This is a genomic window from Nonomuraea candida, from assembly GCF_000725485.1.
Taxonomy (GTDB): Bacteria; Actinomycetota; Actinomycetes; order Streptosporangiales; family Streptosporangiaceae; genus Nonomuraea; species Nonomuraea candida.
Genome location: NZ_JOAG01000087.1, coordinates 1 through 23177, shown reverse-complemented (window position 1 = coordinate 23177; position 23177 = coordinate 1). Strand labels below are relative to the sequence as shown.

26 protein-coding genes are annotated in these 23177 nt (G+C 70.2%); 11 read left to right on the top strand and 15 right to left on the bottom strand.

Annotated features, from left to right (window positions below; all coding sequences use genetic code 11):
- The 5 genes from IO39_RS59295 to IO39_RS42600 form a co-directional block, all read right to left on the bottom strand.
- Positions 1-599 (bottom strand): helix-turn-helix domain-containing protein (locus IO39_RS59295; RefSeq protein ID WP_043637124.1); only part of this gene is annotated, 599 nt, incomplete at its 3' end.
- 21 nt (positions 600-620) lie between these two features.
- Positions 621-1373 carry a 6-pyruvoyl trahydropterin synthase family protein gene (locus IO39_RS51570; protein WP_052424122.1) on the bottom strand — a complete coding sequence of 251 codons (753 nt, stop codon included), beginning with the start codon at positions 1371-1373 and terminating at the stop codon, positions 621-623.
- A 106-nt stretch (positions 1374-1479) separates the two neighbouring features.
- Complete coding sequence (locus IO39_RS55545) at positions 1480-1644, bottom strand: hypothetical protein (protein ID WP_157549765.1); 165 nt, start codon at positions 1642-1644, stop codon at positions 1480-1482.
- A complete protein-coding gene (locus tag IO39_RS42605; protein ID WP_043637121.1) occupies positions 1641-1919 on the bottom strand; it encodes a hypothetical protein in 279 nt (92 codons plus the stop codon). Before IO39_RS42605 ends, IO39_RS55545 begins: the two co-directional genes overlap by 4 nt.
- Positions 1920-1986: 67 nt before the next feature.
- Positions 1987-2220 (bottom strand): hypothetical protein, encoded by a 234-nt coding sequence (locus IO39_RS42600; protein WP_043637119.1) that lies wholly within the window; start codon positions 2218-2220, stop codon positions 1987-1989.
- Between the two features lie 624 nt (positions 2221-2844).
- Between IO39_RS42600 and IO39_RS55540 the strand changes: the two genes are divergently transcribed.
- Positions 2845-2991 (top strand): hypothetical protein, encoded by a 147-nt coding sequence (locus IO39_RS55540; protein ID WP_157549763.1) that lies wholly within the window; start codon positions 2845-2847, stop codon positions 2989-2991.
- Between the two features lie 95 nt (positions 2992-3086).
- Here the strand turns inward: IO39_RS55540 and IO39_RS55535 are convergent, their stop codons facing one another.
- From IO39_RS55535 to IO39_RS55530, 8 genes are all read right to left on the bottom strand, one after another.
- Positions 3087-3551, bottom strand: coding sequence for a hypothetical protein (locus IO39_RS55535; RefSeq protein WP_157549761.1), 465 nt, complete (start codon positions 3549-3551; stop codon positions 3087-3089).
- The gene (locus tag IO39_RS51565) at positions 3541-4689 is read right to left on the bottom strand and encodes a phosphatase domain-containing protein (protein ID WP_052424121.1); all 1149 of its coding nucleotides are present in this window, start codon (positions 4687-4689) and stop codon (positions 3541-3543) included. Before IO39_RS51565 ends, IO39_RS55535 begins: the two co-directional genes overlap by 11 nt.
- Positions 4690-5285: 596 nt before the next feature.
- On the bottom strand, positions 5286-5822 hold the full coding sequence (locus IO39_RS42580; protein ID WP_043637110.1) for a hypothetical protein: 537 nt from the start codon (positions 5820-5822) through the stop codon (positions 5286-5288).
- Between the two features lie 58 nt (positions 5823-5880).
- Positions 5881-6276 (bottom strand): hypothetical protein, encoded by a 396-nt coding sequence (locus IO39_RS42575; protein WP_043637107.1) that lies wholly within the window; start codon positions 6274-6276, stop codon positions 5881-5883.
- A gap of 15 nt (positions 6277-6291) precedes the next feature.
- A complete protein-coding gene (locus IO39_RS42570) occupies positions 6292-7143 on the bottom strand; it encodes a hypothetical protein (RefSeq protein ID WP_043637104.1) in 852 nt (283 codons plus the stop codon).
- A 76-nt stretch (positions 7144-7219) separates the two neighbouring features.
- Positions 7220-7567: a hypothetical protein gene (locus IO39_RS42565; RefSeq protein WP_043637100.1), complete on the bottom strand. Its 348-nt coding sequence runs from the start codon at positions 7565-7567 to the stop codon at positions 7220-7222.
- A gap of 95 nt (positions 7568-7662) precedes the next feature.
- A complete protein-coding gene (locus tag IO39_RS42560; RefSeq protein WP_043637097.1) occupies positions 7663-7980 on the bottom strand; it encodes a hypothetical protein in 318 nt (105 codons plus the stop codon).
- Positions 7977-8150 carry a hypothetical protein gene (locus tag IO39_RS55530; protein WP_157549759.1) on the bottom strand — a complete coding sequence of 58 codons (174 nt, stop codon included), beginning with the start codon at positions 8148-8150 and terminating at the stop codon, positions 7977-7979. The genes IO39_RS42560 and IO39_RS55530 overlap by 4 nt, the downstream gene beginning before the upstream one ends.
- 152 nt (positions 8151-8302) lie before the next feature.
- On the opposite strand from IO39_RS55530, the gene IO39_RS42555 reads away from it, so the two are divergent.
- Together IO39_RS42555 and IO39_RS59515 are read left to right on the top strand one after the other, a co-directional pair.
- Positions 8303-8902, top strand: coding sequence for a phage tail tube protein (locus IO39_RS42555; RefSeq protein ID WP_043637094.1), 600 nt, complete (start codon positions 8303-8305; stop codon positions 8900-8902).
- Positions 8883-9377: a DUF6504 family protein gene (locus IO39_RS59515; protein WP_342671480.1), complete on the top strand. Its 495-nt coding sequence runs from the start codon at positions 8883-8885 to the stop codon at positions 9375-9377. The genes IO39_RS42555 and IO39_RS59515 overlap by 20 nt, the downstream gene beginning before the upstream one ends.
- On the opposite strand, the gene IO39_RS42550 is transcribed toward IO39_RS59515, so the two are convergent.
- The gene (locus IO39_RS42550; protein WP_043637091.1) at positions 9309-10526 is read right to left on the bottom strand and encodes a hypothetical protein; all 1218 of its coding nucleotides are present in this window, start codon (positions 10524-10526) and stop codon (positions 9309-9311) included. The genes IO39_RS59515 and IO39_RS42550 overlap by 69 nt on opposite strands.
- Positions 10527-10666: 140 nt before the next feature.
- Between IO39_RS42550 and IO39_RS42545 the strand changes: the two genes are divergently transcribed.
- From IO39_RS42545 to IO39_RS42535, 3 genes are all read left to right on the top strand, one after another.
- Positions 10667-11287: a hypothetical protein gene (locus IO39_RS42545; protein ID WP_043637088.1), complete on the top strand. Its 621-nt coding sequence runs from the start codon at positions 10667-10669 to the stop codon at positions 11285-11287.
- Between the two features lie 5 nt (positions 11288-11292).
- Positions 11293-11490, top strand: coding sequence for a hypothetical protein (locus IO39_RS42540; protein WP_043637085.1), 198 nt, complete (start codon positions 11293-11295; stop codon positions 11488-11490).
- A gap of 176 nt (positions 11491-11666) precedes the next feature.
- A complete protein-coding gene (locus IO39_RS42535) occupies positions 11667-11885 on the top strand; it encodes a hypothetical protein (RefSeq protein WP_157549757.1) in 219 nt (72 codons plus the stop codon).
- Positions 11886-12597: 712 nt separating this feature from the next.
- On the opposite strand, the gene IO39_RS42530 is transcribed toward IO39_RS42535, so the two are convergent.
- Positions 12598-13320 (bottom strand): hypothetical protein, encoded by a 723-nt coding sequence (locus IO39_RS42530; RefSeq protein WP_157549755.1) that lies wholly within the window; start codon positions 13318-13320, stop codon positions 12598-12600.
- A gap of 264 nt (positions 13321-13584) precedes the next feature.
- On the opposite strand from IO39_RS42530, the gene IO39_RS42525 reads away from it, so the two are divergent.
- The 5 genes from IO39_RS42525 to IO39_RS42505 all read left to right on the top strand — a co-directional run bounded on the left by IO39_RS42525 (position 13585) and on the right by IO39_RS42505 (position 23151).
- Positions 13585-14664: a DUF6884 domain-containing protein gene (locus tag IO39_RS42525; RefSeq protein WP_052424119.1), complete on the top strand. Its 1080-nt coding sequence runs from the start codon at positions 13585-13587 to the stop codon at positions 14662-14664.
- A gap of 220 nt (positions 14665-14884) precedes the next feature.
- Positions 14885-19837: a hypothetical protein gene (locus IO39_RS42520; RefSeq protein WP_043637078.1), complete on the top strand. Its 4953-nt coding sequence runs from the start codon at positions 14885-14887 to the stop codon at positions 19835-19837.
- A 43-nt stretch (positions 19838-19880) separates the two neighbouring features.
- Entirely contained in the window at positions 19881-22127 is a 2247-nt protein-coding gene (locus IO39_RS42515; RefSeq protein ID WP_043637075.1) for a fibronectin type III domain-containing protein, read from the top strand.
- A 70-nt stretch (positions 22128-22197) separates the two neighbouring features.
- The gene (locus tag IO39_RS42510) at positions 22198-22680 is read left to right on the top strand and encodes a hypothetical protein (RefSeq protein ID WP_043637072.1); all 483 of its coding nucleotides are present in this window, start codon (positions 22198-22200) and stop codon (positions 22678-22680) included.
- A gap of 3 nt (positions 22681-22683) precedes the next feature.
- A complete protein-coding gene (locus tag IO39_RS42505) occupies positions 22684-23151 on the top strand; it encodes a hypothetical protein (RefSeq protein ID WP_043637069.1) in 468 nt (155 codons plus the stop codon).
- The last annotated feature ends 26 nt before the right edge of the window (positions 23152-23177 follow it).

Here is a 23177-nt window from a genome sequence, read left to right as displayed (position 1 = left end):
GTGCCGATGGTGTCGATGTAGGCGAGGGCGCCCTTGCGGTGGACCATGGTGGCTTTGCCGACGCGGCGGCCGTCGAGCTGCTTTGCGTCGACCATGTCGCGGGTGGTGCGTTGGGAGAGCCCGAGGATGTCGGAGGCTTCGGCGACGGTGAGGTCATGGTTGGGGACGCGGCGACGCATGGAGTTGAGAACGCTCGTGCGGTGCTCGGTGGCGTACCAGCGGACGATGCCGTTGCCGGTGCGGAAGACGCGGCCGTGGACTTCGAGGGTGCGGACGTGCATATGAACGCGGCTGGAGTGTTCTCCGACGAGAGCGGCGAGGTCAGCGGTGGATGCGCCGCGAACGCCGGCGGCGTGAATCTGCTGGTAGAGGTGTTCGCGGTTGGTGATGGATTCGGCCTGGGTGGCTCGGCGCTTGACGGCCGCGGGCTCGGCGGCCGGGGTGGGGGTGCTGGTCTGCTGGTGGGTGGGGACGGGCTCGGCGAGCGCGGTGACGAGCCGCTGGGTGGCGGCGCCGAGCTGGTCGGCGAGGGTGGTGACGCGGGTGAGCTCGGCGATCGGGACGACGGTGTAGGCGTCGGAGGGGAAGCGGTTCGGCATGGTTGGTTCTCCTTCGGGGGGTTACTTGTCGGGGGTGTGGAGGATCTGGGCGATCTCGTTGTCGAACTTGGCTTGCTGGGCGGCGACGGCTTCGGCGTACACCTGGTCGACGTAGTAGCGGGCGACCGGGAGGGGGACTCCCATGTCGCGGGCGATGTCGGCGGCCGTGTGGGGGGCGGTCGCGGTGAGGAGTTCGCGCAGGACGCCGGGCGGCATGTTGCCGAGCGCCTGGGTGGCCTCGGCGCGTACGGCCGACGCCGCGGTGGTGGTGGGCGGGTGGGGGTTGTGCCAGGTGGCCGAGTTGCTGTCGGTCTCGCGGACGGTCACCTGGGAGACGTAGACGTCGCTGCGGGTGGTGGCCTGCTCCAGCCACGTGTGGGCGTGGTGGGCGAGCAGCTGCGCGACGCCTTCGACGCTGGGCCATGGGGTGTCGGGGAAGTCGCGGCCGAACACGAACAGCCGCTGGGCGCGCTCGGTGAACGCGGCGGCGAGCGGGGGCGCGGGTTCGCCGGCGGGCCGGTCGAGGTCGAGGAGCGGGATGAGGTTGTCGCCGGCTCCGAGCATGAGCGAGTGGTCGAGCCGGGAGTCGATCCAGTCGCGCATGTGCCGTTTGAAGGCGCCGAACTCGACCAGGATGCCGGCTTGGTCAAGGGAGGGGCCGGCCACGGTGATGGAGGCCCGCCAGGTGTGGCCGTGGAGGCTGGAGCACTTGCCGGGCAGGTGCGGAAGGGAGTGGCCTGCCTCCCAGGTGTGTTCGACGGTTCCGGTGAACATCGGCGGGTCTCGGGGTCCTTCGGTTCATGGTGGTACGGGTGTGCGGGCGGGAGTGTGACAGGTTTCGTCGTTAACGTCCTGCCGGGCCCGACCGGGGGTGAGCTGGTTAGTCGACGAGGGCGTCGGCGATGAGGACCAGGGCGGCGCTGCCGACGAGGACCCAGCACAGGACGGCGAGTGCGGTGATGTCGGTGGTGGCGCCGCTCCAGACGAGCGCGGCGAGCGTGGCGAGGTAGCCGAGGACGGGCGCGCATCCGGGGTCGCGCCTCATGCGACGGTCCCGGTCGTGAGGACGAAGGGCCGAGGGTCGCTCGCGGCGAGGCCGGTGTGCGCCGCGGCGAGGATGTTGGCGATGCCGCGCAGGCCGTGCGGCGTCGGCTCTGGCCGGGCCTGGGCGGGGTCGGACGGCTCGGCGGGGGCGAACCAGTCGTACGCCTCCCGTGCGGCGGGCGGGGTGGGGCCGGCTGCGGGGCGGAGGAACGGGATGGTGTTCTGGCGCTGGTGGCGCAGCTCGGCGACCAGGGCGTCGTAGATCGGCGTGTTCACGCCGTGTTGGGTAGCAGGTCTGTTCGTTAACGTCGCGCGGCCCAGCTCAGAGGGGCCGCGCCGGCTGCTACGCGGTGGGGTTCTTGCGGGGGCGTCCCCGCTTCTTGGCCGGGGCTTGGTCGTGCCGGCAGATGCCGCACGCGCACGGTAGCTCGATCTTCTCCGGGGGGCAGTCCAGGTCGGGGTTGATGTACCGGCCGGTGCAGTCCTCGTGTTTGCCGGTGGCGCACACGTTGGACCATGTGTCGAGGTCGGCGAGGGTGTAGCCCTGGGGGATGACGACGTCGGGGTTCACGGCCATGCCTCAAGGATCGCACGCTGTGACCGGTGCACAGCAATACGTACATGTGTTCGACTGAGGGTGCGAGCGGGGTGTCCGGTATGCACCGAATCCCTGCAGCGCTCCCCTGAGTGCCACCCAGCCCCCTTCCTGGCCGCCTGGTACAGGGGGTACGGGCGTCTTTTCGTTTCCAGAAAGGCGTTAATCGCTGGTTACCACGATGGGAAAGTGCGGAAAGATATCGCGCGCTAAACGACTGCACAAATGAGGCCGGAAAATACGCGGTCAACGCACAGCCATTTAGTTGGTTACCTTGGTTGCCCATGTTACCGCTGGCCGGGCCCCAGTCTCACGATCCACTCTCGCCGCCCTGCCGGCGTCCCGGTACGGCGTTGATCTTCGTTCGTGTAGCGCGGCACAGCCAGCACGATAGGCGCAAAAGGAATTCGCCGATTTGCCCGGCGGGACGCAAGTGGCTGACGTTACGATGTCGCTGCAACGCAGACAGCCGGACCCCTAGGAAGGTCCGGCTGAATGCTGGCCCGGCCAGGGCGAGGCCCGGCGCGGATCAGGCGGGCAATGCACTCGCCATGTTACGCGTCTTCGTCCTGGTCGGGCCCCCGTTTACGCCAAGGAAGAGGTTCGATGACGAAGCACAAGGCGCCCACGAACAAGATCAGCATCCCCATGTGGGCCGTTCGCTACGCGTGGATGGCGATCCTCGCCACCATCTCCGCGTTGATCCTGCTGAAGTCGGGGGCGACCATCGACGTCACCATCGGCAGCAGGTAGCTGTAGGAAGCGAAGGCGGCTGTCCCTGGGGTGTGCGGGACGGCCGCCTTTACGTTGTAGATACGTTGCGTCCAGTCTGGGGCGGTCTGGTCTGGTCAATTGCCGTCCGGGGCGGCGGGGAGCGGGACGAGGCTCAGCCGGAACGGCTTGCCGTCGAGGATGACCGTCACCTCGGGGCGGCCGTCCCGGTCGTACCGCATGGTGACGTCGATGCCGGAGTCGTCGAGGGTGTCGGCGACGTACACGGTGGCGATGTTGGCGATGTCCACGTCGGGCGCGGTCAGGGTCATGCTGGTCTCCTTGCTGGTGAGAAGGTCGGTCTGTCCGGCCACGTACCGCCACGCGCGAGCAGGGCGGCCGTGACCGTGCCGGCGGCGGCCGGGCCCGCGGCACTGGCGGCCGCGGCGGTGGAGCAGGGACTTGGCGGACCAGATGCGGTGTCCGCACCCGAGGCATCGGGCCCACGGCCGCCGCCGGGGTGTGACGGGGGCCTGGTCGAGGATCAGGAACTCCTCCCCAGCGGCGTCGTCGTCCTGGGCGGGGGCCGGGTCAGAAGTCACCGGGCGCAACCTGGAAGACGGCCAGGCCCAGGGCCCGCCAGGCGTCCACGACCTGCTGCCGGTCGTCCAGGACCACGCGGACGTCGTACCGGCCGCGTACGCGCCTCTCGTACAGCTCCGTCTTGACCTTGGCGTCCTTCCGGTAGTCGCCGGCGGCGCGCATGAGCAGTTCCTCCCACGGGACGCAGAGGTGCGCGTTCAGCCACGCGGCGGTCGCGTCGCGGCATTCGTCGGGCCTGCCGGACATGACCACGATCCGGTAGCCGCGGTGGTGGAGGGCGCGCACGGTCTCGATGACGGGCCAGTGCGGGGTGTCCTCCCCGACGCGGGACCAGTCGTACGGGCCTCGGTCGCCGCGTAGCGCGAGGGTGCCGTCCACGTCCACCAGCGCGGCGAGCGGCAGGTTGGCCTCCTCGATGGGCGGCTGCCCGGGAATGACCGCCTTCGAGGTGATGAGGGTGTGGCGGACGTGGGCCCACTTCGGGTGGTGCTCGAACGGCGCTTCGGGGCCGTCGTACTCGGCGATGAGGTCGATCGCCTCGGTGATGCGCGCCCGCAGGTCCAGGTTGGTGGCGTTGAGCAGGCCGTAGCTGGTGTGGACGACTTCGGCGAGCTGGTGGGCGCGTGCGGTCTCGCGTTCGGTGGCGCCGAGCTTGGCGTGCAGCTCGGCGGCCTCCTGCTCGGCCTCCTCGGCGCGCTGCCGGAGTTCGGAGGCCTCGCGGGCCAGGCGGGTGCCGAGGCGTTCGTCGGCGTAGCTCTCCTTCCCGACGAGCTGCCGCTCCAGGCGGTCCCAGTCCGGGGTCTTGCCCTTGCGCATCATGGCGAGGGCGTGGCGGGCGGCTGCGATCCCGCCGAACAGCTCGTGCATCGCCATCGAGTACGCCTCGCGCTTGACGAGCGCGTCGTCCAGGCGCTCGCGGAGCCGGTCGCGCTCTGCCTCGGCCTGCTCGCGCTGGGCGTGCGCGTCGTCCAGGCGCTCCTGGAGGTGGGCGCGCTCGGCCGTGGGCACCACGCCGGCCTCGGCGGCGGCGTCGAGGGCGTCCGCGGCGACGCGGTACTGGACGCCGTCGTTGAGCAGGTGCGGCCAGTGCTCGTTGAGCTTGTCGCCCACGGCCTGGACGAGGGGGCTGCGGTTCACGTGGTTCTCCTCGGGGAGGCGCCCGCCCGGCGCAACGCCGGGGGGCAGGGTTGGGTGGGTCAGTCGAGCAGGAAGCGGTGGCAGCCGACGCAGGAGTAACCGCCGTAGCTGCCGGGGAACACCCACTGGTCGCAGGCGTCGCGTCGCCGACCGTGCGCCAGGTGAGGGGCTTGTCGGCGAGCCAGGCGAACGCGGCGCGGCTGGCGGTGGCCCAGGTCGGGAACGCGTGCAGGTGCCTGGCGTTGTCGTAGACGTTGCCGTTGACTTCTGCGCACCACGTCCAGGCGGGGAAGCCAGATTTGTGGCGGGCGTTCCAGTACCAGATGTGGACACGCCTCTTCGGCAGGCGCTCAATGTGGAAGGACTGCGGGAGCATCTGCACGCCGTCCGAGGTGTTCAGGAGCATGCATGGCTCCTCGGACGCGCCGACGATGGTCCCCGTCCATGCGGCGCCGGTGGGGCCGACGACGCGCACGTACTCGTTGTTGGTGAGCGCCTGAACGATCTCGGCCGGGATGCGATAGTCGGTGGCGCTGGTCATGGTGATCTCCAAGAGGGGTGGAGGGCGGCGCGGTGTGCGCCGCCCTGGTGGGGGGTCAGGAGGCGTCGGGGAACTGGACGCCGGAGGCGAGCAGGTGCCGGGCCAGGGTGACGAGGTTGGTGTCGCCGAAGTCGCTCATCAGGGCGGCGAGCTGTTGCACCTTGGCCGGGTCGGGCTCGTCGCGGACGGTACGCGCGGCCAGCATCAGGGCTTCGCCCGTGGTGGTTGCGTCCTGCCACCTCCAGCGGATGTAGCGCCGTTTGCCGTCGATGTCCTGCGTAAGGACGATGTCGCGGGTGTGGGAGTCGATGGCCACCGTGCCGCCCGGCACCACGAGGGGCGCGGAGACGGGGCCCGACATGTCGAGGATGATCACGTCGGGGCGGTCGGCGACCTCGGCGTGGAGCTTGGCGACTTCCTGCCGGTAGAGGCACTCGGTGCGGCTGTCCCAGGGGTCGATGTCGCAGGGGCAGGCGCGTCCGCCGACGCCTTGTTTCTGGTGTTCGAGCAGGCGGCCTACGGCGGTGTGGAGGTGAGCGTACAGCTCGCTGTTGTCGAGGGTCCGCACGTCGCTGGTGTGCTCGGGGCTCACGGGTTGGTTCTCCTTGGAGTTGGCCTGCCCGGTGTGGGGAGGGGCGGGGCGAGGTAGGTCAGACGGAGTGCAGGTGCCGGTCGGTGGTGAGCGGGACCGTGCGCAGGTGGGGCTTGCGGTTGCGGTGGCGGGCGATGTGGGGGGTGGCAGCCTCGGTGAGGGCCTGCACGAGCGGGGTTTCGGCGAGCCAGGCGAGCGGGTTGTTGGTCATGGCGGCGGCCTCGTCCTCGCACGAGCGGACGACGTCGTCGTAGGCGTGGGTGTCGAACGGCGGGAGAGGCACGTCACGCAGGGCGTTGGCGGCGGCCTGAACGATGCCCTCGTGCTGGCGCTCGATCCAGACCAGGAGGTTGCGGGCGTAGCGGGGGCTCATCCGGGCGATGATGTGCACCGTGCCCTGCTCGTCCGTCCACGTCTTCTCGTTGTGGAGGCGGGCGTACCAGTTCGCGTACATCGGGGGTTCTCCAGGTCAGTTGGCGTAGACGTCGGCGAGGGCGCGGGCGAGAGGGCTTTCGGCGATCCAGGCGCGCGGGTCGATCAGCGCGATGTCGGCTTCCTGGAGCCGGGTGCGCTCGCCGGGGCCGTCGAGGACGGTGTCGGGGTCGGGGTGGCTGGCGAGGTGCCGGATCACGCCCTCGGTGATGGTGGCGGCGTTGATCTCCAGCCAGGCCCGCGCCATGCAGTTGTCGTAGAACTCCAGGTCGCGGATGCGGTGGGTGCGGCCGTGCCAGCCGGTCCAGGTCTCGGTCTGGTGGAGGCGTGCCAGCCAGTCCACGGGCCGGATGGGCGTGGGCGGCGTGGTGGCGTGCCGGGCGGGGAGCGGCCACAGGACGTGGACCGTGAGGCCGTCGATCGGTTCGTGTCCCCACACGCCGGAGTGGTGTTTGCCGTCCGGGTTGTAGTAGCCGTAGTCCATGGCGGGGTCGAGCGGGGCGTACAGGTCGACGTCGTCGGCGATGCGTTCGGTCGGGATGACGACCGGCATGGCCGGGTTGATCAGTTCGGCGTAGCGCAGGTTGGCGGCGAGCTGGACGTCCGTGGGGGCCTTGGCGATGTCCTCGTCGCTGGGGTCGTGGTCGGGCTCCGCGATGGTGAGGGCGGCGACGAGCGGGCCGTCGCTGGGGTTGCGGGTGAGGCGGCCCACGGGGACGTCGTGGTCGTCGGACTCGACGGTCTTGAAGTGGCCGAACCGGATGGCCGAGGCGAGGGGGCGGGCCCACGAGTTCGAGTTGCACGACACCATGACGGGCAGGGGGTCGTTCCAGTCGTGGGCGGCGGCGATGGTCAGGGCGGCGCGCAGCAGTGCGACGGTAACGATCACGGGGGTGTGCTCCAGCGTGGGGTGGGTGGTCCCCGCCCGGGAGTAGGCGGGCGGGGACCACAGGGCCGGGGAGGGGTTAGGCGACGGCGGGGACCGCGTACAGGCGGTCGGTGTCCTGGTTCACGGCCGCCGAGATGGCGCCCATGACGATCACGGTGGGCATCTCGACCTTGAACGTGGTCTCGGTCAGGTGGCCGTTGCGGTAGGTGTTCTCTCCCTCGGTGGCCTCGCCGGGGCCGAACACGCGCAGGGTGACGTCGCCGTACTGCTCGTGCACCTCGACCAGGTAGCCGAAGCCCTGGTAGACGCGGGTGAACAGGGCGTCGTAGCCGCCCATCTCCTCCGGGTCGTGGCCGAGGTCGGCGAAGCCGAGGGCGGTCAGCTCGGTGTGGAGGTACCCGGCATAGGGGCGCGTGGAGATCATAGGAATGCCTTTCTTCCTGGGGTCTTGCGTATCCAGCCGGGGGGTCGCAGCCCCCGGCGGCACACATAAAATGTAGGACAGATTTATCAATCTGTCTAGTCGGACGGCGCATGAAACTCCCCCTCCAGCGCGGCGAGCTTGTCGCCGTCCTCCCCCGGCTCCGCGACCAGCACCGCCAGCACCGCCCGGTCCTGCGCGCCCATCTGGAACGACGGCTTACCGTCCCGGATCGCCTGGGCGACCGGCCGCAGAATCGTCGTGAACGTCTCCAGCCGCTGCGCCAGCCGCTTCCGCTCCCGCTCCCCCGCCACCCGACCCGCCCGCCGGCCCACCAGGTACGTCAACGTCTGCAGCACGGCCAGCGGGATCGCCCAGTGCGCCCACGCCGCCACCTGCCACCACAGCCCGCTCACGGCCGCTCCCAGTGCATGAGCAGGTAGTGCCGCCACCTGGCCGCCTCGGCGGCCGGCCGATCGGCGGCTGTCTGCCAGCGGGCGCGGAGGTCGCACGGCCGCGCCAGGCACCGCCAGCGGGCCCGCGCCGGCGACTCGGCGGGCGCGGGCCTGGCCTTCGTCGTCGTCATGGCCCGGACGTGTAGCGCAAAAGGTCGTTAACGTCCTGCGGCCCAGCTCAGCGCGACGTTAGCCCGGTTCGTCCCTACTCTTCGCGGCCGGGTCCCCAACCTGACACACCCTCGCCCCGCGGGCGGGGGTGCCGAGTGGCTGGGAGGCCCGCGTGGGCGCAGAGAACGTGTTCATCCCGCAGCAGGCGCGGCTGTGGCTGGCGCCGGGCGGTTCCGCCGCGCCGGAAGGCCCCTACGTGGCCATGCCGTCCGCCTGGTACGACATCGGGCTTTTCACCCCGGACTCATTCAACTGGAGCACCGACCCGAGCTTCGAGGAGACGCGCGCCCACCAGTCGAACTACGCCGTGAGGCGCTGGCAGACCGAGGACGCCGCCACGATCGAGGTCGATCTCCTGGAGTGGTCCCTGAACAGCTTCAGGGCCGTCTACGGCGGCGGCACAATCCAGAAGATCACCCCGGAGGGCGGCGGCCAGGCGTACTTCCAGTTCACGCCGCCCGCGATCGGCTCCCGGGTCGAGACCGCGGCCTGCCTGGAGCTGATCGACGGCACCAAGCGGCTTCGCCGCATAGTCCCGCGCTGCGAGCAGACCGAGGGCGTCGAGCAGTCCTTCCAGAAGACGGAGGCGTCCACGCTGCCGCTACGCCTATCGGTGCTGGGCGGCGACATCGGTGCGCCCTACTACGATCTGCTGCCCTCGACCTGGGCCGCGTTCGTCCCGGAGTCGACCGATGGCGGCACCACCACCTGACCGGGGATTCAGCACGCCGGGGGGCGTCGGCCGGGCACGGTCGGCGCCCTCTCGCCGCATGCCGGCATCGTGTGCCAGGTGGCCTACATTGGGCCAGGTGGCAGAGGTACCGGCCATGGTCGACGTCGAAACCGAACCCGCCGACGACGACCCGATGCTCCCACTCGGCCGGCCCGCCAGGTTCACATGGACCCGGCGGGGCCGGCGGCCGCGCACGTACCGGGTGCGCGCGGTGCTGGAGGCGTGGGCGACGACGCGGGAGTGGTGGCGGGACGTAGATCTGCCGTACGAGGTGCCGCTCGACGTGTGGCACTACCGGGTTGAGGCTTCGTCGGGTCAGGGGCAGGGTTCTGACATTGTCACTCGATGCGGCCCGTCAACGGTGGCGGTTGATTGGCTTGGGTGCCTAGCTCGCGCTGTGTTCGGTTGGCGGGGCCTCAGCCGTCATGGCCAACTCTTCCGCATGGCGCTGTAGCTCCGTCAAGATGATGTCCGGGCGGGTGGTGAGGATCGGGTTTCGACGTAGCGCCTCCACCTCCAACTGGCTTAGCTCGCGGCGCACGACTGTGCCGGCATGCTTGACCACGAGCAGCGTCCCGTGATGGATGATCGCCGAGTCCATATTTGCGATCGCCTCCATCACCTTGGCGAAAGCTTCGGCTTCTTTCTGGTTCACCTCGGCCTGGCGGGTGTCGAGACCGTACAGTCCAGCCGCTCGCGCCGCGAGCGCGGCACCATCATCGAGATGCTCCTCGGCGCCCTTCTTGACCCGGGTCAGCATCGTCTTCCAGAAAGATCCAATGACGGGATCACTCTCGTAGGTGACCTCGACCCCTCGCGCAGCCAGCCATTCGGCAACCGCCGATTCCACCGCCTGATGCTGATTCTCATCGCTAATGAAGATCGTCAGGATCTGCGCTTGAGGATCTTCCACGGCTCTGGCTCGCCGCTTTGCAACTTGGACAGCGAGAGGGTCCCATCGCTGCGGCAAGGCGCCGGGCGGAACGGGATGACTCTGGGGGTAGTGCACCACGTCGCCGTCGCGCCGTTCCCCCTGGAACAGATCGGGCTCGTCGTCGTAGTCACCGAGGATGTTCTCCTCGAACATGATCTGGCGAGCAAAGTTGTACGCCAGGAGCCATGGCGCCCGCCGCCAACGCTCGGGGAACACCATCTTGACGTGGGTCTGCAGCAGCGAGGACGGCGGTAGCCCGGAGGCGTCGCGCGGCAGATGGACAGCGCGGCGGTCCGGAAATGATGCCAGTGTCCTTCCGCCCTCTTCCAAGGGGCGCAGGATTCTCAGGAACTCCCTCACTGGGTCACCCTCATAGGTTCCAGTGACCTCAAGCACTGAGGCGAAGTGCAGGCAGGTCTGCCAAGCGGCAATCTCTGGCCCGCCGATGGATGGATCGAGCGCGACCAGAAGCAGCGCGAGATCTACTGGACTCGGCGCCGCGGACCCGTTGAGGAATGCCTCTACGTGCAGGCGGGACGTCTCCAGCCGGTCCGCAAGGTGCTCAAAGCTGACCGGTCCGACTGGCCCTTCCTCCCACACCTGCTTTAGCTCTCGGGCGAAGTCATGGAGAGGCCGGACGCGGCCGAGGCCAGACAGGTTTTCAGGCATACCAGCTCCTCGCCCTTTGAAGGTGTTCATCCATCCTGGCCTATCTCGCACTGTGTGTCTGCGAGAACCTCAGGCGACGCTAAGGCCTGGCTGGTCTACGGTCCTGGCGACCTGCCCGCACCGTCTGGAGGACCTCGGGGATGATGATCGACCTGGACATTGAGCGCGATGAGCGCCTGGCCGCCATCGCCGCGGAGCGCAACGCGGCCGTTTCCGACACGTTCCCGCTGAAGTTCCGCGGGCGCGTGGTGTGCCAGTTGCCGACCGAGCTGCCGCTGGATGTGCTGGAGCCGCTGACGCACGTCGCGGTGGACCTGGGCCTGATCGTGCGCACGGCGCTGGACGCGGCCCGCATCAAGGACCCGAACGCCGCCAACATGGCCGTGCTCGACATGGTGATCGACCAGCTCGTCATCAACAAGCAGCTGCCCGACCAGGTGATGGCGGCCGTGAAGGAGATGGCGGTCCGGCTGCTGGGCGAGCAGGGGTTCGACGACTTCTTCGCATTGCGGCCGGCCCTGCCGGACATGGTGGCGCTCGTGAAGGGCCTGGGGAGGGCGTACGGGCTGCGCCTGGGGGAATCCTCGCCGTCCTCCGGCTCATCGAGCGGTGGGACGACCTCGATGCCGACCTTGCCCACCACTACCCCGGATTCGATCCCCGAGGAGCTTGGAAGCGTCCCGGCCAGCCCGGCTTCTTCGGAGTCCGGCGGCTACTCGCCCGAGCGGATCGCCTCCCCCCTGACGCCCTCGTCAACCTGACGGCGGTGCAGAGGGCCGATCCGTGGCCGCGCCACTACGAGATCATGACGCAGATCTTGGAGGAGGTGGCAGTGCTGGCCGCGGACCGGCGGCGGCCGAAGCCGCGTGAGGCGCGGCGGCCGGAGTGGGTGACCGGCAAGGCGAAGAAGGGCATCGATCGGGCGTTCGGGATCATGGCTGCGACGGCGAACCCGATCAAGTAGGAGCAGGGCCAGGACCGGCGGGGTCCTGGCCCTGTTTCGCGCCCGGCCCCCCTTGCCAAGACCATAAATCTATCCTACAGTTTTACATGCAATATTGGGCACGCTCGGTACGAGATCCGCTTGAGAGCTTTGAGAGAGAGACGATCACGATGGCCACGAAGAAGATGTCCGAAGACATGCGCACCGCCCTCCGTAAGATCGTCAAGGTCGGCGGCATCCCGGACACCCTGGCCGACTTCCGCTGGTACAAGGTCAGCCCCCGCAGCGTTGACGCCCTGCTGCGCCGGGGCCTCCTGGCCCGCGAGAGGCGAGACGCGGGGCCGACGACGTTCGGCGGCCTCTATGTGGCCCCCACCGAGGCCGGCCGTGAGGCCCTGACCCCCGCGGCACGGTAACGGCCCCCCGGTTCAGCCCCGCCCGTCTGCCCTACAGGTTCAGCGCACCTCCGAGGAACTGCGACTCCCCTCGGTGCCCCGCCCCAGAAGAAACGACATGACCGCCACTCTTCCATCGTTATCTTGGGTTCTTAAATCTCTTCCCGCAGGTCCAGGTCGATGATCTTGTAAGGCACGTAAGGCATGTAGCGCGCATGGAAGCGAGCGACCGTGGGCGAAGCGGGGCTGGTGATCAGCGCTTGCCGCGCCGGGAGCGGGGTCATGCTCAGTGGTAAGGCGAGCGGAGGTCGCTTGGCCGGGGTTGGCCGAGCGCTGGTGGTGGCTCTTGGCCTGTAGTTCGGGCGCGATGCGTCCGGTTCGACACCGCCGACCACGACCCGGTCGCGCTGCGGGACACGCTGGGGCCATCGGGGTGGCGGGGTCTTCGCGGCCGGCGAGGCGGGGCCGGTAGCCGGGCACGACCACGTGCACGGATTTTCCGTGCCCGTCCTGGTCTTTCCCGGGGCTTCTCAGGGTGGCCTCAAGCGACCGTAACGGAATCATGACGTATCGTGACGACGGAAGGCCCGGCGGCCCCCGCTGCTCAGGAGGGGCCGCCGGGCGGGCCGCTTTCTTCCAGCGGGAGGTCGCCGGACCAGCGGGTCTACCGGTGAGGAGTCACGGTCCTGTGGTGTCACGGCCCTGTGGGTGAGGAGCCGTTCGGAGGGGGCGGTCAGTCGTTCTTGTTGGTGACGCCCTGTCCCTCCTCCGTACCCTGGTCGAGGGTGGGACCGTTGTCCTGCTTGTCCATGGTTCCGCCGGTTTCGTTGTTAAGGGGCGGGGTCGCGGGCGCGGAATTGGTGACGCCCTGTCCCTCCTCCGTACCCTCGTTGAGGGTGGGGCCGTTGTCCTGCTTGTCCGTGGTTGCGCCGGTTCCGTTGTCAGCGGGCGGGATCGTGGGCGCGGAAGTGGGCTCGCAGGGGGCGACCGTCCCCTTGACGATCTGCAGAGAGACCGTGGACGGCGGCGCGGAGTCGCCGTCCTCGCTCTTGGTGACGGCCAGCACCAGCGTGGACCCCGCGGGGACCTCCCCCTCCTTGACCTCGAAGGCGATCCCGTCACCCGCCTTGCTGATGCCCGCGGCGAACTTCCCGTCCGCGGCCCCGTTCTCGCCCCGGGGCTGCTTGCAGGTCTGGCCTGCGGACAGGTAGTCCACCACCGACGTGATCCCAGCCTCGGCCAGCTCGGACTCCAGGCCCTCGGGGTCGACGAACGAGTTGATCTGCACGTCGACAGTGCCGTCCGAGCCCTTGGAGACCGCGTACGCCGCGCTGCCGGTCGCGCCGGTCACGCCGGTCACGCCGGTCAGCACCACCACGGCCGTGGCGGCCGCCGCCACCGCGGCGGCCAGTCCCACGATGCGCCGGGTGCGTCGTACGGGTGTCACAGTTGTCATTTGATCTTCTGCCCTTCTCGTCGTGATCTCGTCCTTGAGTGCACTCACCTCTACTTGGATCGGGCGGCGAGAAGCGTTTCAGACCCTATTCGGCGACACCTCAGACCAAGACCCTCAGCGGAGCATGGCACCTCCCTTACGTGGCTGACGTGACGGAACAACTCTTGGATACCTGTAAGGCATGTGCGCACCACCCCCACATGCCTTACATGCCTGACGCCTAATGGCGACCCCAGATAACCCGAGCAGCCCGCCGCCCACATCGTGATCGTTCCCTGCGGCGGCAAGAAGGCCGACACGGCCGCCCCGGCCGGGGAGCTGTACGTCGGCTCCTACCACCGGGCCGCCCGCCGCGCCGCCGACGCCCTCACCTCCGGCGGCGGCCGAGTGCTGATCCTCAGCGCCCTGCATGGCCTGGTCGAGCTGGACACGATGCTGGAGCCGTACGAGCTGCGGGCCGGGCAGGCGGGCACCGTGACGGGTGAGACGCTGCGCGCGCAGGCCGCCGCCTTCGGCATCGCCGACGCGGATGTGGCCGTCCTCGGCGGCCGCGCCTACGTCGAGCTGGCCCGCCAGGTGTGGCCCACCCTGTCGGCGCCGATGGAGGGGACCCGCCGCGCCGAGCGGCTCGCGAAGGAGGCTCGCCGCCGCGCCGCCTACGTCACCGCCGACACGCTGCGCATCGCCGCCGGTCGCGCCTCGGTGCGGTTCTCCTTCCCCACCGGCTCCGGCACGGCCAGGGTCGCCGCCCGCATCCGGGCGGCCCGCCGGTTCGCCGCCGCCAACGGCGTCACGGCCGCCCAGCTCGACGCGGCCACCCTCCAAGTGCACGGCATCCCTGCGCGGGTGGCCCGCTTCGCGAGCGCGTTGCCGCGCCTGATCGAGCTGGTTGAGGGGTACACGGCGCTCGTGGTCCGCCACTACGGCCGGTGGGAGCGCCGCTCCAGCGCCCGCCGCCACCTGGACGGCCTGGTCGACGCCGAGCGCCGCGCCCACGTCCGCGCGTTCCGGGCCCGCGCGTTCGACGTCATCGTGGACACCCTGCTCCGGCCGGACGTCGAGCCCGCTCCGCAGCTCGACGGGGAGCTGCCGCTGTGGGAGCAGGCCGACGCCATCGCCGCCCAGTACGCCGAATACGGCTGGTTCGACGTTACCGGCAAGGCCGACGCCGCCGAGATTGCCGCCCTGCTCGCCGCTGCGATCGAGGCCCCGGCCGCCCCGGCTCTCCTGCCTGGCCTGCGCGTGCACACCCGGCATCCGCGCCCTGCCCGCCGCCCTGCTCGTCAGGCCGCCCCGACCGCGCCGACGTTCGCCCAACTCGACCTGTTCGCCCTGGCGGCATAACCGCACACAAGGTGCCGCCCGGCCAGCAGGACCAACAGCCCGGCAGCCCAGTGAGGCGATCGCGCCAGCCGGACGGCCACACGGCCCCGTACCGGCCCGCGCCAGCCGGCCAGGTGGACTTCCCACGCGGGAAGGTCTATTCGTTCGCTTGCGTCCCTCTGGGCGACGTTAGCGGCCTTTTGCGTCACCCTCCCTGCGGCTCATCGGGGGGTGAGGGCGGATGGCGGACGAGCTTGGCGGGGGGCTCGACGGCGGGCGGATCGACATCAAGGTTGTCGCCGACCTGTCCGAGGTTGACGAGCGGAAGCTCCAGCGGGAGATCGACCAGCGCACGAAGGCGGTCAAGGCCAAGCTCGCGGCCGAGATCGAGGCGCGCCAGGTGGCCGTGCAGGCGCAGGCGGCGGGGCGGGCCGCTGAGCGTGAGGCCGAGGTCCGGTTCCGCGCGACGGTGGACCGGTCGCAGCTTCGCAAGGAGCTGGACGGCGCTGCCCGCTCCGATGTCCGGATGCGGTTCCGGGCCGAGGTTGACCGCGCCCAGTTGCGGGCCGACGTCGACCAGGCGGCCCGTGAGGCGGCAACGGATGTCGAGGTCGGCGCAGACACCTCCCCCGCCCGGACCGAGGGCGAGAAGTTCCGGCAGGAGACCGAGCGCCGCCCGGTGCGAATTCCTGTCCAGTTCGACCAGTCGGCTACCCGGCAGGCCGGCCTGCTGGTGGCCACGCTGGGGAAGGTCGCCGCCGCCGGGTCGGGGCTGCTGCTCGCGGCGGCCGGCGCGACCGCGCTCGCCTCGGGCTTGGGGGCGGCGGCCGCCGCCGGGGCTCAGGCTGTGGGGGTGCTCGGGGTCCTGCCCGGCCTGGTCACGACCGCCGCGCAGGGCTTGGCCACGCTCCTGGTCGGCTTCTCCGGGGTCGGCACGGCGCTGGGGGCGCTGTCGCAGGCGGACAAGCAGGCGGCGGCGTCGGGGGCGGCGGCGGCGCAGGCCCGCGAGGCGGCGGCCGAAAGGATCAAGAACGCAGAACGCAGCATCCGGGACGCGGCTCATGCCCGGATGCTGGCGAACGAGCGGGTCGGTGACGCTCGCGACGCCACGGTGGAGGCGGCCAAGGCGGTCGAGCAGGCCGAGGCCCGCGTCCGCGAGGCAGTCGATCGGGTCGCGGCGGCACGCCAGAGGGTGAGCGACGCGGTCGCCGCGGCGGCCGACCGGCAGGAGCAGGCGGCTCGCCGGGTCGAGATGGCCGAGCGGCGCGTGGCCGAGGCTTCACGCGCCACGGAGCGGGCCACGCAGGACCTGAATGAGGCCCGCCGGCAGGCCAAGGAACGCCTTGAGGATCTTGCTCTGGCGGCCAAGGGCGGGGCGCTCGATGAGGAGTCGGCGCAGATCGCCATCGAGCGGGCCAAGGAACGCCTCGAAGCGGTGATGAAAGATCCTTTCGCGTCTGACCTGGACAAACGCGAGGCGGATCTTGCCTACCGGCAGGCGCTGCAGCGGCTTGCGGAGGTCAAGGAGCGCAACGGCGACCTCTCCGAGGAGAAGGCCGAGGCGGACGCCCGCGGGGTCGAAGGTTCCAAGGAGGTCGAGGCAGCCAAGGAACGCCTTGCCGCCTCAATTCAGGCCGAGAAGGACGCGGAGTACGAACTCAGTCAGGCGCGCAAGGACGCGGCGAGATCGGCCGTGGACAGCGCTCGCGCCATCGCCGACGCCCAGCGCGGCGTGTCCGAGGCCATTGAAGGGGTCAAAGAGGCACAGGACGGCGTCAAGGCGGCACAGAAGGCCCAGGTCAGGGCGGCTCGTGATCTTCGCGAAGCCTTGTGGGATCAGATGCTCGCCGTCGAACGGCTGAAGGACGCCGAGTCCGAGCTGGCCAAGGCCCGCAAGGCGGCCAGAACCGCAGGCCAGACCGGCGGCGGTGGTGGGGTGGACCCGGCGGCGCAGGCCCTGGCCGAGCTGTCGCCGCTCATGCGTGACCTCGTGCTGTTCATCCACCGGCAGGTGCGGCCCGAGCTGAAGGACCTCAAGTGGGACGTGCAGGACGCGCTCGCGCCACCCCTGAAGGAGGGCGTCAAGCAGGGCATGCCGTTGCTGGGCACCATCCGCAAGGGGCTGGTCGCCACCGCGAAGGAGATCGGCAGGGTGATCTCCGACCCTCGGGAAGGGCTCGGCGCGCTGTTCGGCAGCCGGGGGTTCAACCAGGACGTCACGGCGATCATGGCGTCGAACGCGCGGGCCACCGGCACGTTCGGCCGGGCCGGCGTCAAGGCGCTGTCCGGGGTGCGGAACGTCCTGGTCGTCGCGCTGCCGTACGTCGAGCGGTTCGCCGACCTCATACTCGACGGGGCCGACCGGTTCGACTCCTGGTCCAAGCGGGTTCGCGATGACGGTTCGCTGGCGGCGTTCTTCGAGGACGCGTGGGAGACCGCCTCCAAGCTGTGGCGGATCGTCAAGAACGTCGGCGGCGCGATCATCGGGCTGTTCCGACCTGGCCAAGAGGCCGGGGGCACGCTGCTGGAGGACCTCGCCAAGTCGGCCGAGGAGTTCAACAAGTGGATCGATCAGCCGGAGACGCAGGAGCGGCTACGGAGGTTCTTCGACCAGCTCATCCCGCTGATGCGGGAAGCCGGAGGGCTGATCAAGGACGTCGCTGTCTTCCTCGGCCGGATCACCGAGGCAGTGGTCGATGACGGCACCTTGACCGACTTCCTGGCGTTCCTGCGCGGCGTCGTCCAATGGCTGACGAAGATCTCCGACATCCCGTTCGTGGGTGACATCCTCGGCTGGATCTTCGTGCTCGGCGTGGTCAGTGTCGTCATCGGCACCCTGCTCAAGAAGCTGTCGATGCTAACGAAGGGCATCAAGTTGCTCGGCAAGGCCGGGAAGGGGCTGGGCAAGCTGACCGGCCTGTCCAAGTTGCTCGGCGGCGGCGATGACGACGACGAAGACAACGGCGGCAAGAGGGGGAGGAAGGGCGGCGGCCCCGACGTCGACGTGGACCTCGGCGGCGGCAGCAAGGGCGCGAAGGACGCGGCGAAGAACGCCGACCAGCTCGCCGACTCCTACGATCGTGTCGGCCGGTCGGCTGACCAGGCCGGGAAGAAGACGCGGGACCTCGGCGGCGGGATCGACGACGCCGGAAAGAAGGCCGACAGCGGGGCGAAGAAGACCAGCATCCTGACCAGGGCGCTGGACGGCCTGCGGACGTCGGCCGGGAAGGTGGGCGCCGGGCTCGGCGGCCTGGCCGGCATGCTCGGCCTGGACAAGGTCGGCGACGTCGGCACGAAACTCAGGACGGCTCTGTCCAAGGTGGACGTGGCCGGCTCGCTCAAGAAGGTCAACCCGGCCAGCCTGATCGCCAAGCCGTCCGGGCAGATCAACACAGGCTCGTGGTTCTCCAAGCTGAACCCGCGGGGCCTGTTCGGTGACGTCGGCAGCCGGAAGATCGACCCCGGCGGGGGGATGCAGAAGGTCCGGCCGGACAGCGTCTTCGACACCAGCAAGAAGATCGACGCGTCGTCTTGGTTCGCCAAGTTGAACCCGGCGGCCCTGTTCGACCCCTCCGGCGGGGCCGGCAAGAAGACCGGCACTCCCCGCGCTCCCGCCGGAACGGGCAAGGCGGGCAAGGCGGGCACCGGCGCGAAGGTCGGCGTCGGCGCGGCCGGGGTGGGCCTCGCCGTAGCCGGCATGTTCGGGCAGGACTTCATCACCGAGGTCCTGGCCAAGGCTGAGCAGCATCTCGGCAAGACCGGCGCCGGCGCGGCCAAGGGCGCGATCGACGGCGGGCTGATCGGGTCGGTGGTCGGCCCGATCGGGTCGCTGCTCGGCGCCGTCTACGGCGCGATCAACGGCACCGTGAAGGGCGCGGGCGGCAACACCACCGCGGCCGCGCTCGGGTCGCTCGTGTCCGCGCCGATGGGCCTGGCCGCCGGGCTGATCCCCTCGCCGGAGGAGGCGGCCAAGAAGCTCGCCCCCACGATCATGACGGTCAAGAAGAACTGGGCCGACATGTGGTCGTCGCTGACCGGCCAGTCCAACACGTATTCGGCCGCGCTCAACACCAAGATCGGGGCGTTCACCTCGGGGACGACGGCGAAGTTCGTCACCCTCAAGCAGAACGCCCCTGCGGCCGTGCGCGACGCCTGGGCGGCGATCCAGGCGGACATCAACGCGGGTCTGCCGCCCAGCCAGGCCAAGATCGACGCGTTCGTGCAGGCCGGCGGGGCGCGCTTCCTGGACCTGAAGAAGGACGCGCCGTTGGCGGTGCACGGCATGCTCGCCGACATCCAAAACCACGCGGCCACGTCGCTGCCGATCACCCAGCAGAAGTTCACATCGTTCGTCCAGGCCGGGAACGCCAAGTTCCTGGAGCTGAAGGCGGGGGCGCCCAAGGCGCTGCAGGACGCGTGGCGGTCCATCCAGGCGGACGCGGCCGCCGGGCTCCCGCCCAGCAAGGCCAAGATCGACACCTTCATCAAGGACGGCGGCCTGGCCTTCCTCAAGCTGAAGAAGGACGCACCCGCGACGGCCAAGGCGACGTGGAAGGACGTGTCCGACTCCACCACGTCCGGGCTGAAACCGGCCGAGACGGGGGTGTCAGGGTTCCTGAAGCGGGTGCGGGAGTTCTTCGGCGAGGCCAAGGGCAGGATCAGCACCGCGTGGTCGGGCGTGGCCGAGGCGGTCCGCGCCCCGATCAAGGGCGTGATCGACAGCCTCTACAACAACGGCATCGTCCGCCTGTGGAACTCGGTGGCCGGCAAGCTGAAGCTGCCCACGCTGCCCACGCTGTCGTTCGCCCGAGGCGGCGTCGTCCCGCCCGGCGGGTACGGGGTGTTGCCCGGCTACTCCCCCGGCCGGGACACGATGCTCGCCGCCGTCTCCCCGGGTGAGGCGTGGCTGCGGCCGGAGGCGGCCCGCTGGCTCGGCACGAGGTGGATCAACGCCATCAACACCGCCGCCCGCCACGGCCGCCTGCAGCGGTTCGCGTCCGGCGGCGTGGTTGGCACGAGCTCGGCGGACCTGTACGCGGCGTCCCGGTCGGCGCTGCGGGCCCGCCAGGTCGTCCAGGACACGGCCGGGGTCGGCGGCGGGTCGGCGACGGTGAACGTCTTCCCGCAGCCCGGCCAGGACGAGATCCAGATCGGTAACCAGGCGGCGCGGCGTCTCGGCGCGCTGATCCGCTAGACGAGGGGGTAGCAGGATGGGCCGCGTTTGGCAGCATTTCAGCGTGGCGGAGGGGGATCAGTACTACTCGGTGTCGTTCCCCCAGGCGACGACACCTGGGAACCGGCTGATCGTCGCCGTGGTGAGCCTGTTCGGCGCGGGAGAGCCGGGCGAGGAGGCGGCCACGCACACGCCGTACACGAAGGTCGCCGAGGATTTCGGCTACTGCCAGGTGGCCATCTGGACGAAGATCGCTACCGGCCACGAGCGGTACGCCGGGTTCCACACCAGCAGCACCGACGGCGCCATGATCCTCTACGCGGAGGAGCGGGATGACTGCCCTGACCTGCTGTACGCGACGGACGGCTACAGCTCGGACGGCAGCGTCACCTGTTCGGCCGTCACCGTGCCCGCGATGCAGGGGTACGTCATCGCCGCTGAGGGCCGCATCCCGCCCGGCAGCTCCGGTTCCTCCTGGTCCCCGAGCGGTTTGACCGCCGCGGCAAGCTCCGGCGGCTACTCCACCACCCTCGTCAAAGCCCAGTTCTACGCCGGGAGACTGCCAGCGGCAGGCCGCGTCACCTACAAGACGACGAGCACGGGCGGCTCCTACCCCACCGGTATCGCGCTGGCCGGGTTCGGCCGGCTCGACCCGAACCCGCCCACCATGCCTCCCGGCCTGCACGCCACCGACGTCACCGACACCACCGCCTCGGTCGCGTGGGACCCGGCCAGCGACGACGTCGGCGTCACCGCCTACGGCCTGTACCGCAACGGCTCCAAGGTCGGCGCCGACCAAACCGGCCGCACGTACACCTTCACGGGTCTCACCAAGGGGCAGACGTACGAGCTGGGCGTGGACGCCCGCGACGCGACCGGCAACCGCTCCGAGAAGTCCACCATCACGGTGCTCGCGGTGACCGACCTCGCGCCGCCCACCGCGCCCGGGAGTCTGCGGCTGACCGACCTCGCGCACACCACCGCCACCCTGGCCTGGGACGGCGCCACCGACGACGTCGGCCTGGCCGGCTACGGCATCTATCTGGACGACAGCAAGGTCGGCGACGACCAGACCGAGCTGTCCCACACCTTCCAGGGCCTCGGCCGGGGCCGCGCCTACACCGCAGGCGTGGACGCGGTGGACACGAGCGGCAACCGCTCCCCCATCGCCGAAATCGGCTTCACCACGCTCGCCGACACGCTGCCCGGCGCCCCTCCCGGCGTGACCGCCACCCCCGGCGTCGAGGAGGTGACCCTGGCGTGGCAGCCCGCCTCCGACGATCTCGGCATCGCCCGCTACGAGGTGCTCCTAGACGGCCTGGTGACCGGCGCCACGAGCACGCTCGGCTACGTCATCGAGGGCCTGAACCCGGACAGCACGTACACGGTCGGCGTGCGCGCCGTCGATGACGGCGGCGGCCGCGGCCCGATCGTGGAACTTGAGGTTTCGACGCTGCCGGCGAGCTGGACGCCGATCGCGTCGCCGCTGTACCGGCTGGAGGGGTGGACCGGGAACGCGAGGGACGCCTACGGCGTCGACTGGGTGGTCGAGCGTGAGCAGGGGTGGGGTTCCACGGGGCAGGTGGCTCCGCTGGAGTCGGAGTCGGACTCTGCTGCTGGCGGGTTCTCCGGCCCGGGGAGTTTCGGGCCGCGGCTGATCGTCCTGTCGGGGAAGGCCGTCGCCCGGTCGCGGACGCAGATGCTGGCCGCGCAGGAGCGCATCGCCGCCGCCTTGTACCCCGACCAGTTGGGGACGCTGCGCGTCCAGGAGGGCAGCCTGACCAGGCAGGCGCGCGTCCGGGTGACGGATGAGGTGGAGATCACCGACCGGGGGTCGTTCGCGTTCGGTTGGGTGCTGACGCTGACGGCGCCCAACCCGCGCCGTACGGCGGTGCGGCCGATCTACGACGAGGTGATGGTCGAGACGCTGCCCGGGTCGGCGTCGGCCAGCATCCACATGGCGGGCGACTACCAGTGGATTCCCGCCGTGATCCGGGTGTGGGGGCCGATCAAGGACTTCACCATCACCCACCAGGAGTCGGGGCTGGTGATCCGGTCCAAGGCGGGCACCATCCTGCCGGCGGACGCAAGGTACAGCCTGGAGCTCGACCTGGCCACGCGGGTGGTGCTCGCGTACGTGCCGCCGGACGTGCACCCGGAGCCGCGCCCGGGTCGTGGCGTGCTCGGCTCGTTCCCGGCCCGGTTCGCGCCGCAGAACGGCCCGAACACGATCACGCTCTCCGGCGACCCCGTGCCGGGGGAGGTGGGAAGCCCGCGCATGGTGATCCAGGCGTGGGACTCATGGCGGTGACCAGGCGCGGGCGACCTTAGCAGCCTTGATCGGCATACTCCCCGACCAGCCAAGCATTCGGGGGGATTACGTGGCCAAGTACACCGCGATCGCCGACGACGTCGCGTCCGGCACCGCGCAGAAGACCATCCTTCAGATCGCCAACCCGGTCGCCAACCCGGGCAGTCACCGGATCGCCGTCTACGGCTACCGCATCTCCTACCGGGGCACCAACAGCTCCGCCCAGCCCGTCAGGTCCCTGGTGGCCAGGCAGACCACGGCGGGCGGCGGCGGCGCATCCCCGCCCGTCGCCGTCCCGGCGGTGAAGCTGGACCCGGCCACGCCGGACTCGACCATCACCGCCGTCAAGGGCCCGGCCGCCGCCTGGACCACGGAGCCGACCCTGGGCGACATCGTGATCGGGCAGCGCATCCACCCGCAGGCCGGCGTGTCGGAGTTCATCCCGTTCGGTGACGAGGTGATCGTCGCGCCGGGCGGCTGGCTGGCCGTCGTCGTGGTCGCGGCGGCCACGGTCGACGTGACCGCGCAGCTGTACTGGCGGGAGGGCCACTGACCGATGGCTGAGCTGGTAGAGGACTTCAACGACGGCAGCTACGTCGTCACGTTCGGCGGCACCTGGGCGCGATCCACGACCACGCCGCAGTCCGGGGCGGGCTGTTTCAAGTCCGCCACCATCGCCAACGAGGGCGCCAGCGACTGCACCGTGACCGTCCCCGCCGGGGCGAGCGCGGTCCGGTTCTGGTACCGCGTCAGCAGCGAGTCCGGCTACGACTATTTCCAGTTCTTCATCGCCGGCACGGAGAAGACCGAGGTGAAGGCATCCGGGTCGGTCGGGTGGACGCAGTCGCCGGAATTCGCGGTGACGCCTGGTCAGACGCTCACGTTCCGCTACAGCAAGGACGTCACCGCCTCGGCGGGTGAGGACGCCGCCTACATCGACAACCTGACGTTCACGGTCGACGACGCGCCGCCGAGACCGGTGTCCAACTGGGCGGCCGCAGTCACCCGGGCGTCGCGCTTCTAACCCGCCCCGCCCCCCTCTCACCCCCC

Coding starts and splice junctions, on each gene's coding strand:
- IO39_RS55540 (WP_157549763.1), top strand. CDS start 2,845: ATGACGAAGCACAAGGCGCCCACGAACAAGATCAGCATCCCCATGTGG.
- IO39_RS42520 (WP_043637078.1), top strand. CDS start 14,885: ATGGCGGACGAGCTTGGCGGGGGGCTCGACGGCGGGCGGATCGACATC.
- IO39_RS42575 (WP_043637107.1), bottom strand. CDS start 6,276: ATGTACGCGAACTGGTACGCCCGCCTCCACAACGAGAAGACGTGGACG.
- IO39_RS42535 (WP_157549757.1), top strand. CDS start 11,667: ATGCGCACCGCCCTCCGTAAGATCGTCAAGGTCGGCGGCATCCCGGAC.
- IO39_RS42550 (WP_043637091.1), bottom strand. CDS start 10,526: ATGCCTGAAAACCTGTCTGGCCTCGGCCGCGTCCGGCCTCTCCATGAC.
- IO39_RS51570 (WP_052424122.1), bottom strand. CDS start 1,373: ATGTTCACCGGAACCGTCGAACACACCTGGGAGGCAGGCCACTCCCTT.
- IO39_RS59515 (WP_342671480.1), top strand. CDS start 8,883: ATGGCGGCACCACCACCTGACCGGGGATTCAGCACGCCGGGGGGCGTC.
- IO39_RS42505 (WP_043637069.1), top strand. CDS start 22,684: ATGGCTGAGCTGGTAGAGGACTTCAACGACGGCAGCTACGTCGTCACG.
- IO39_RS42545 (WP_043637088.1), top strand. CDS start 10,667: ATGATGATCGACCTGGACATTGAGCGCGATGAGCGCCTGGCCGCCATC.
- IO39_RS42565 (WP_043637100.1), bottom strand. CDS start 7,567: ATGATCTCCACGCGCCCCTATGCCGGGTACCTCCACACCGAGCTGACC.
- IO39_RS42530 (WP_157549755.1), bottom strand. CDS start 13,320: ATGACAACTGTGACACCCGTACGACGCACCCGGCGCATCGTGGGACTG.
- IO39_RS55545 (WP_157549765.1), bottom strand. CDS start 1,644: ATGAGGCGCGACCCCGGATGCGCGCCCGTCCTCGGCTACCTCGCCACG.
- IO39_RS42600 (WP_043637119.1), bottom strand. CDS start 2,220: ATGGCCGTGAACCCCGACGTCGTCATCCCCCAGGGCTACACCCTCGCC.
- IO39_RS55530 (WP_157549759.1), bottom strand. CDS start 8,150: ATGACGACGACGAAGGCCAGGCCCGCGCCCGCCGAGTCGCCGGCGCGG.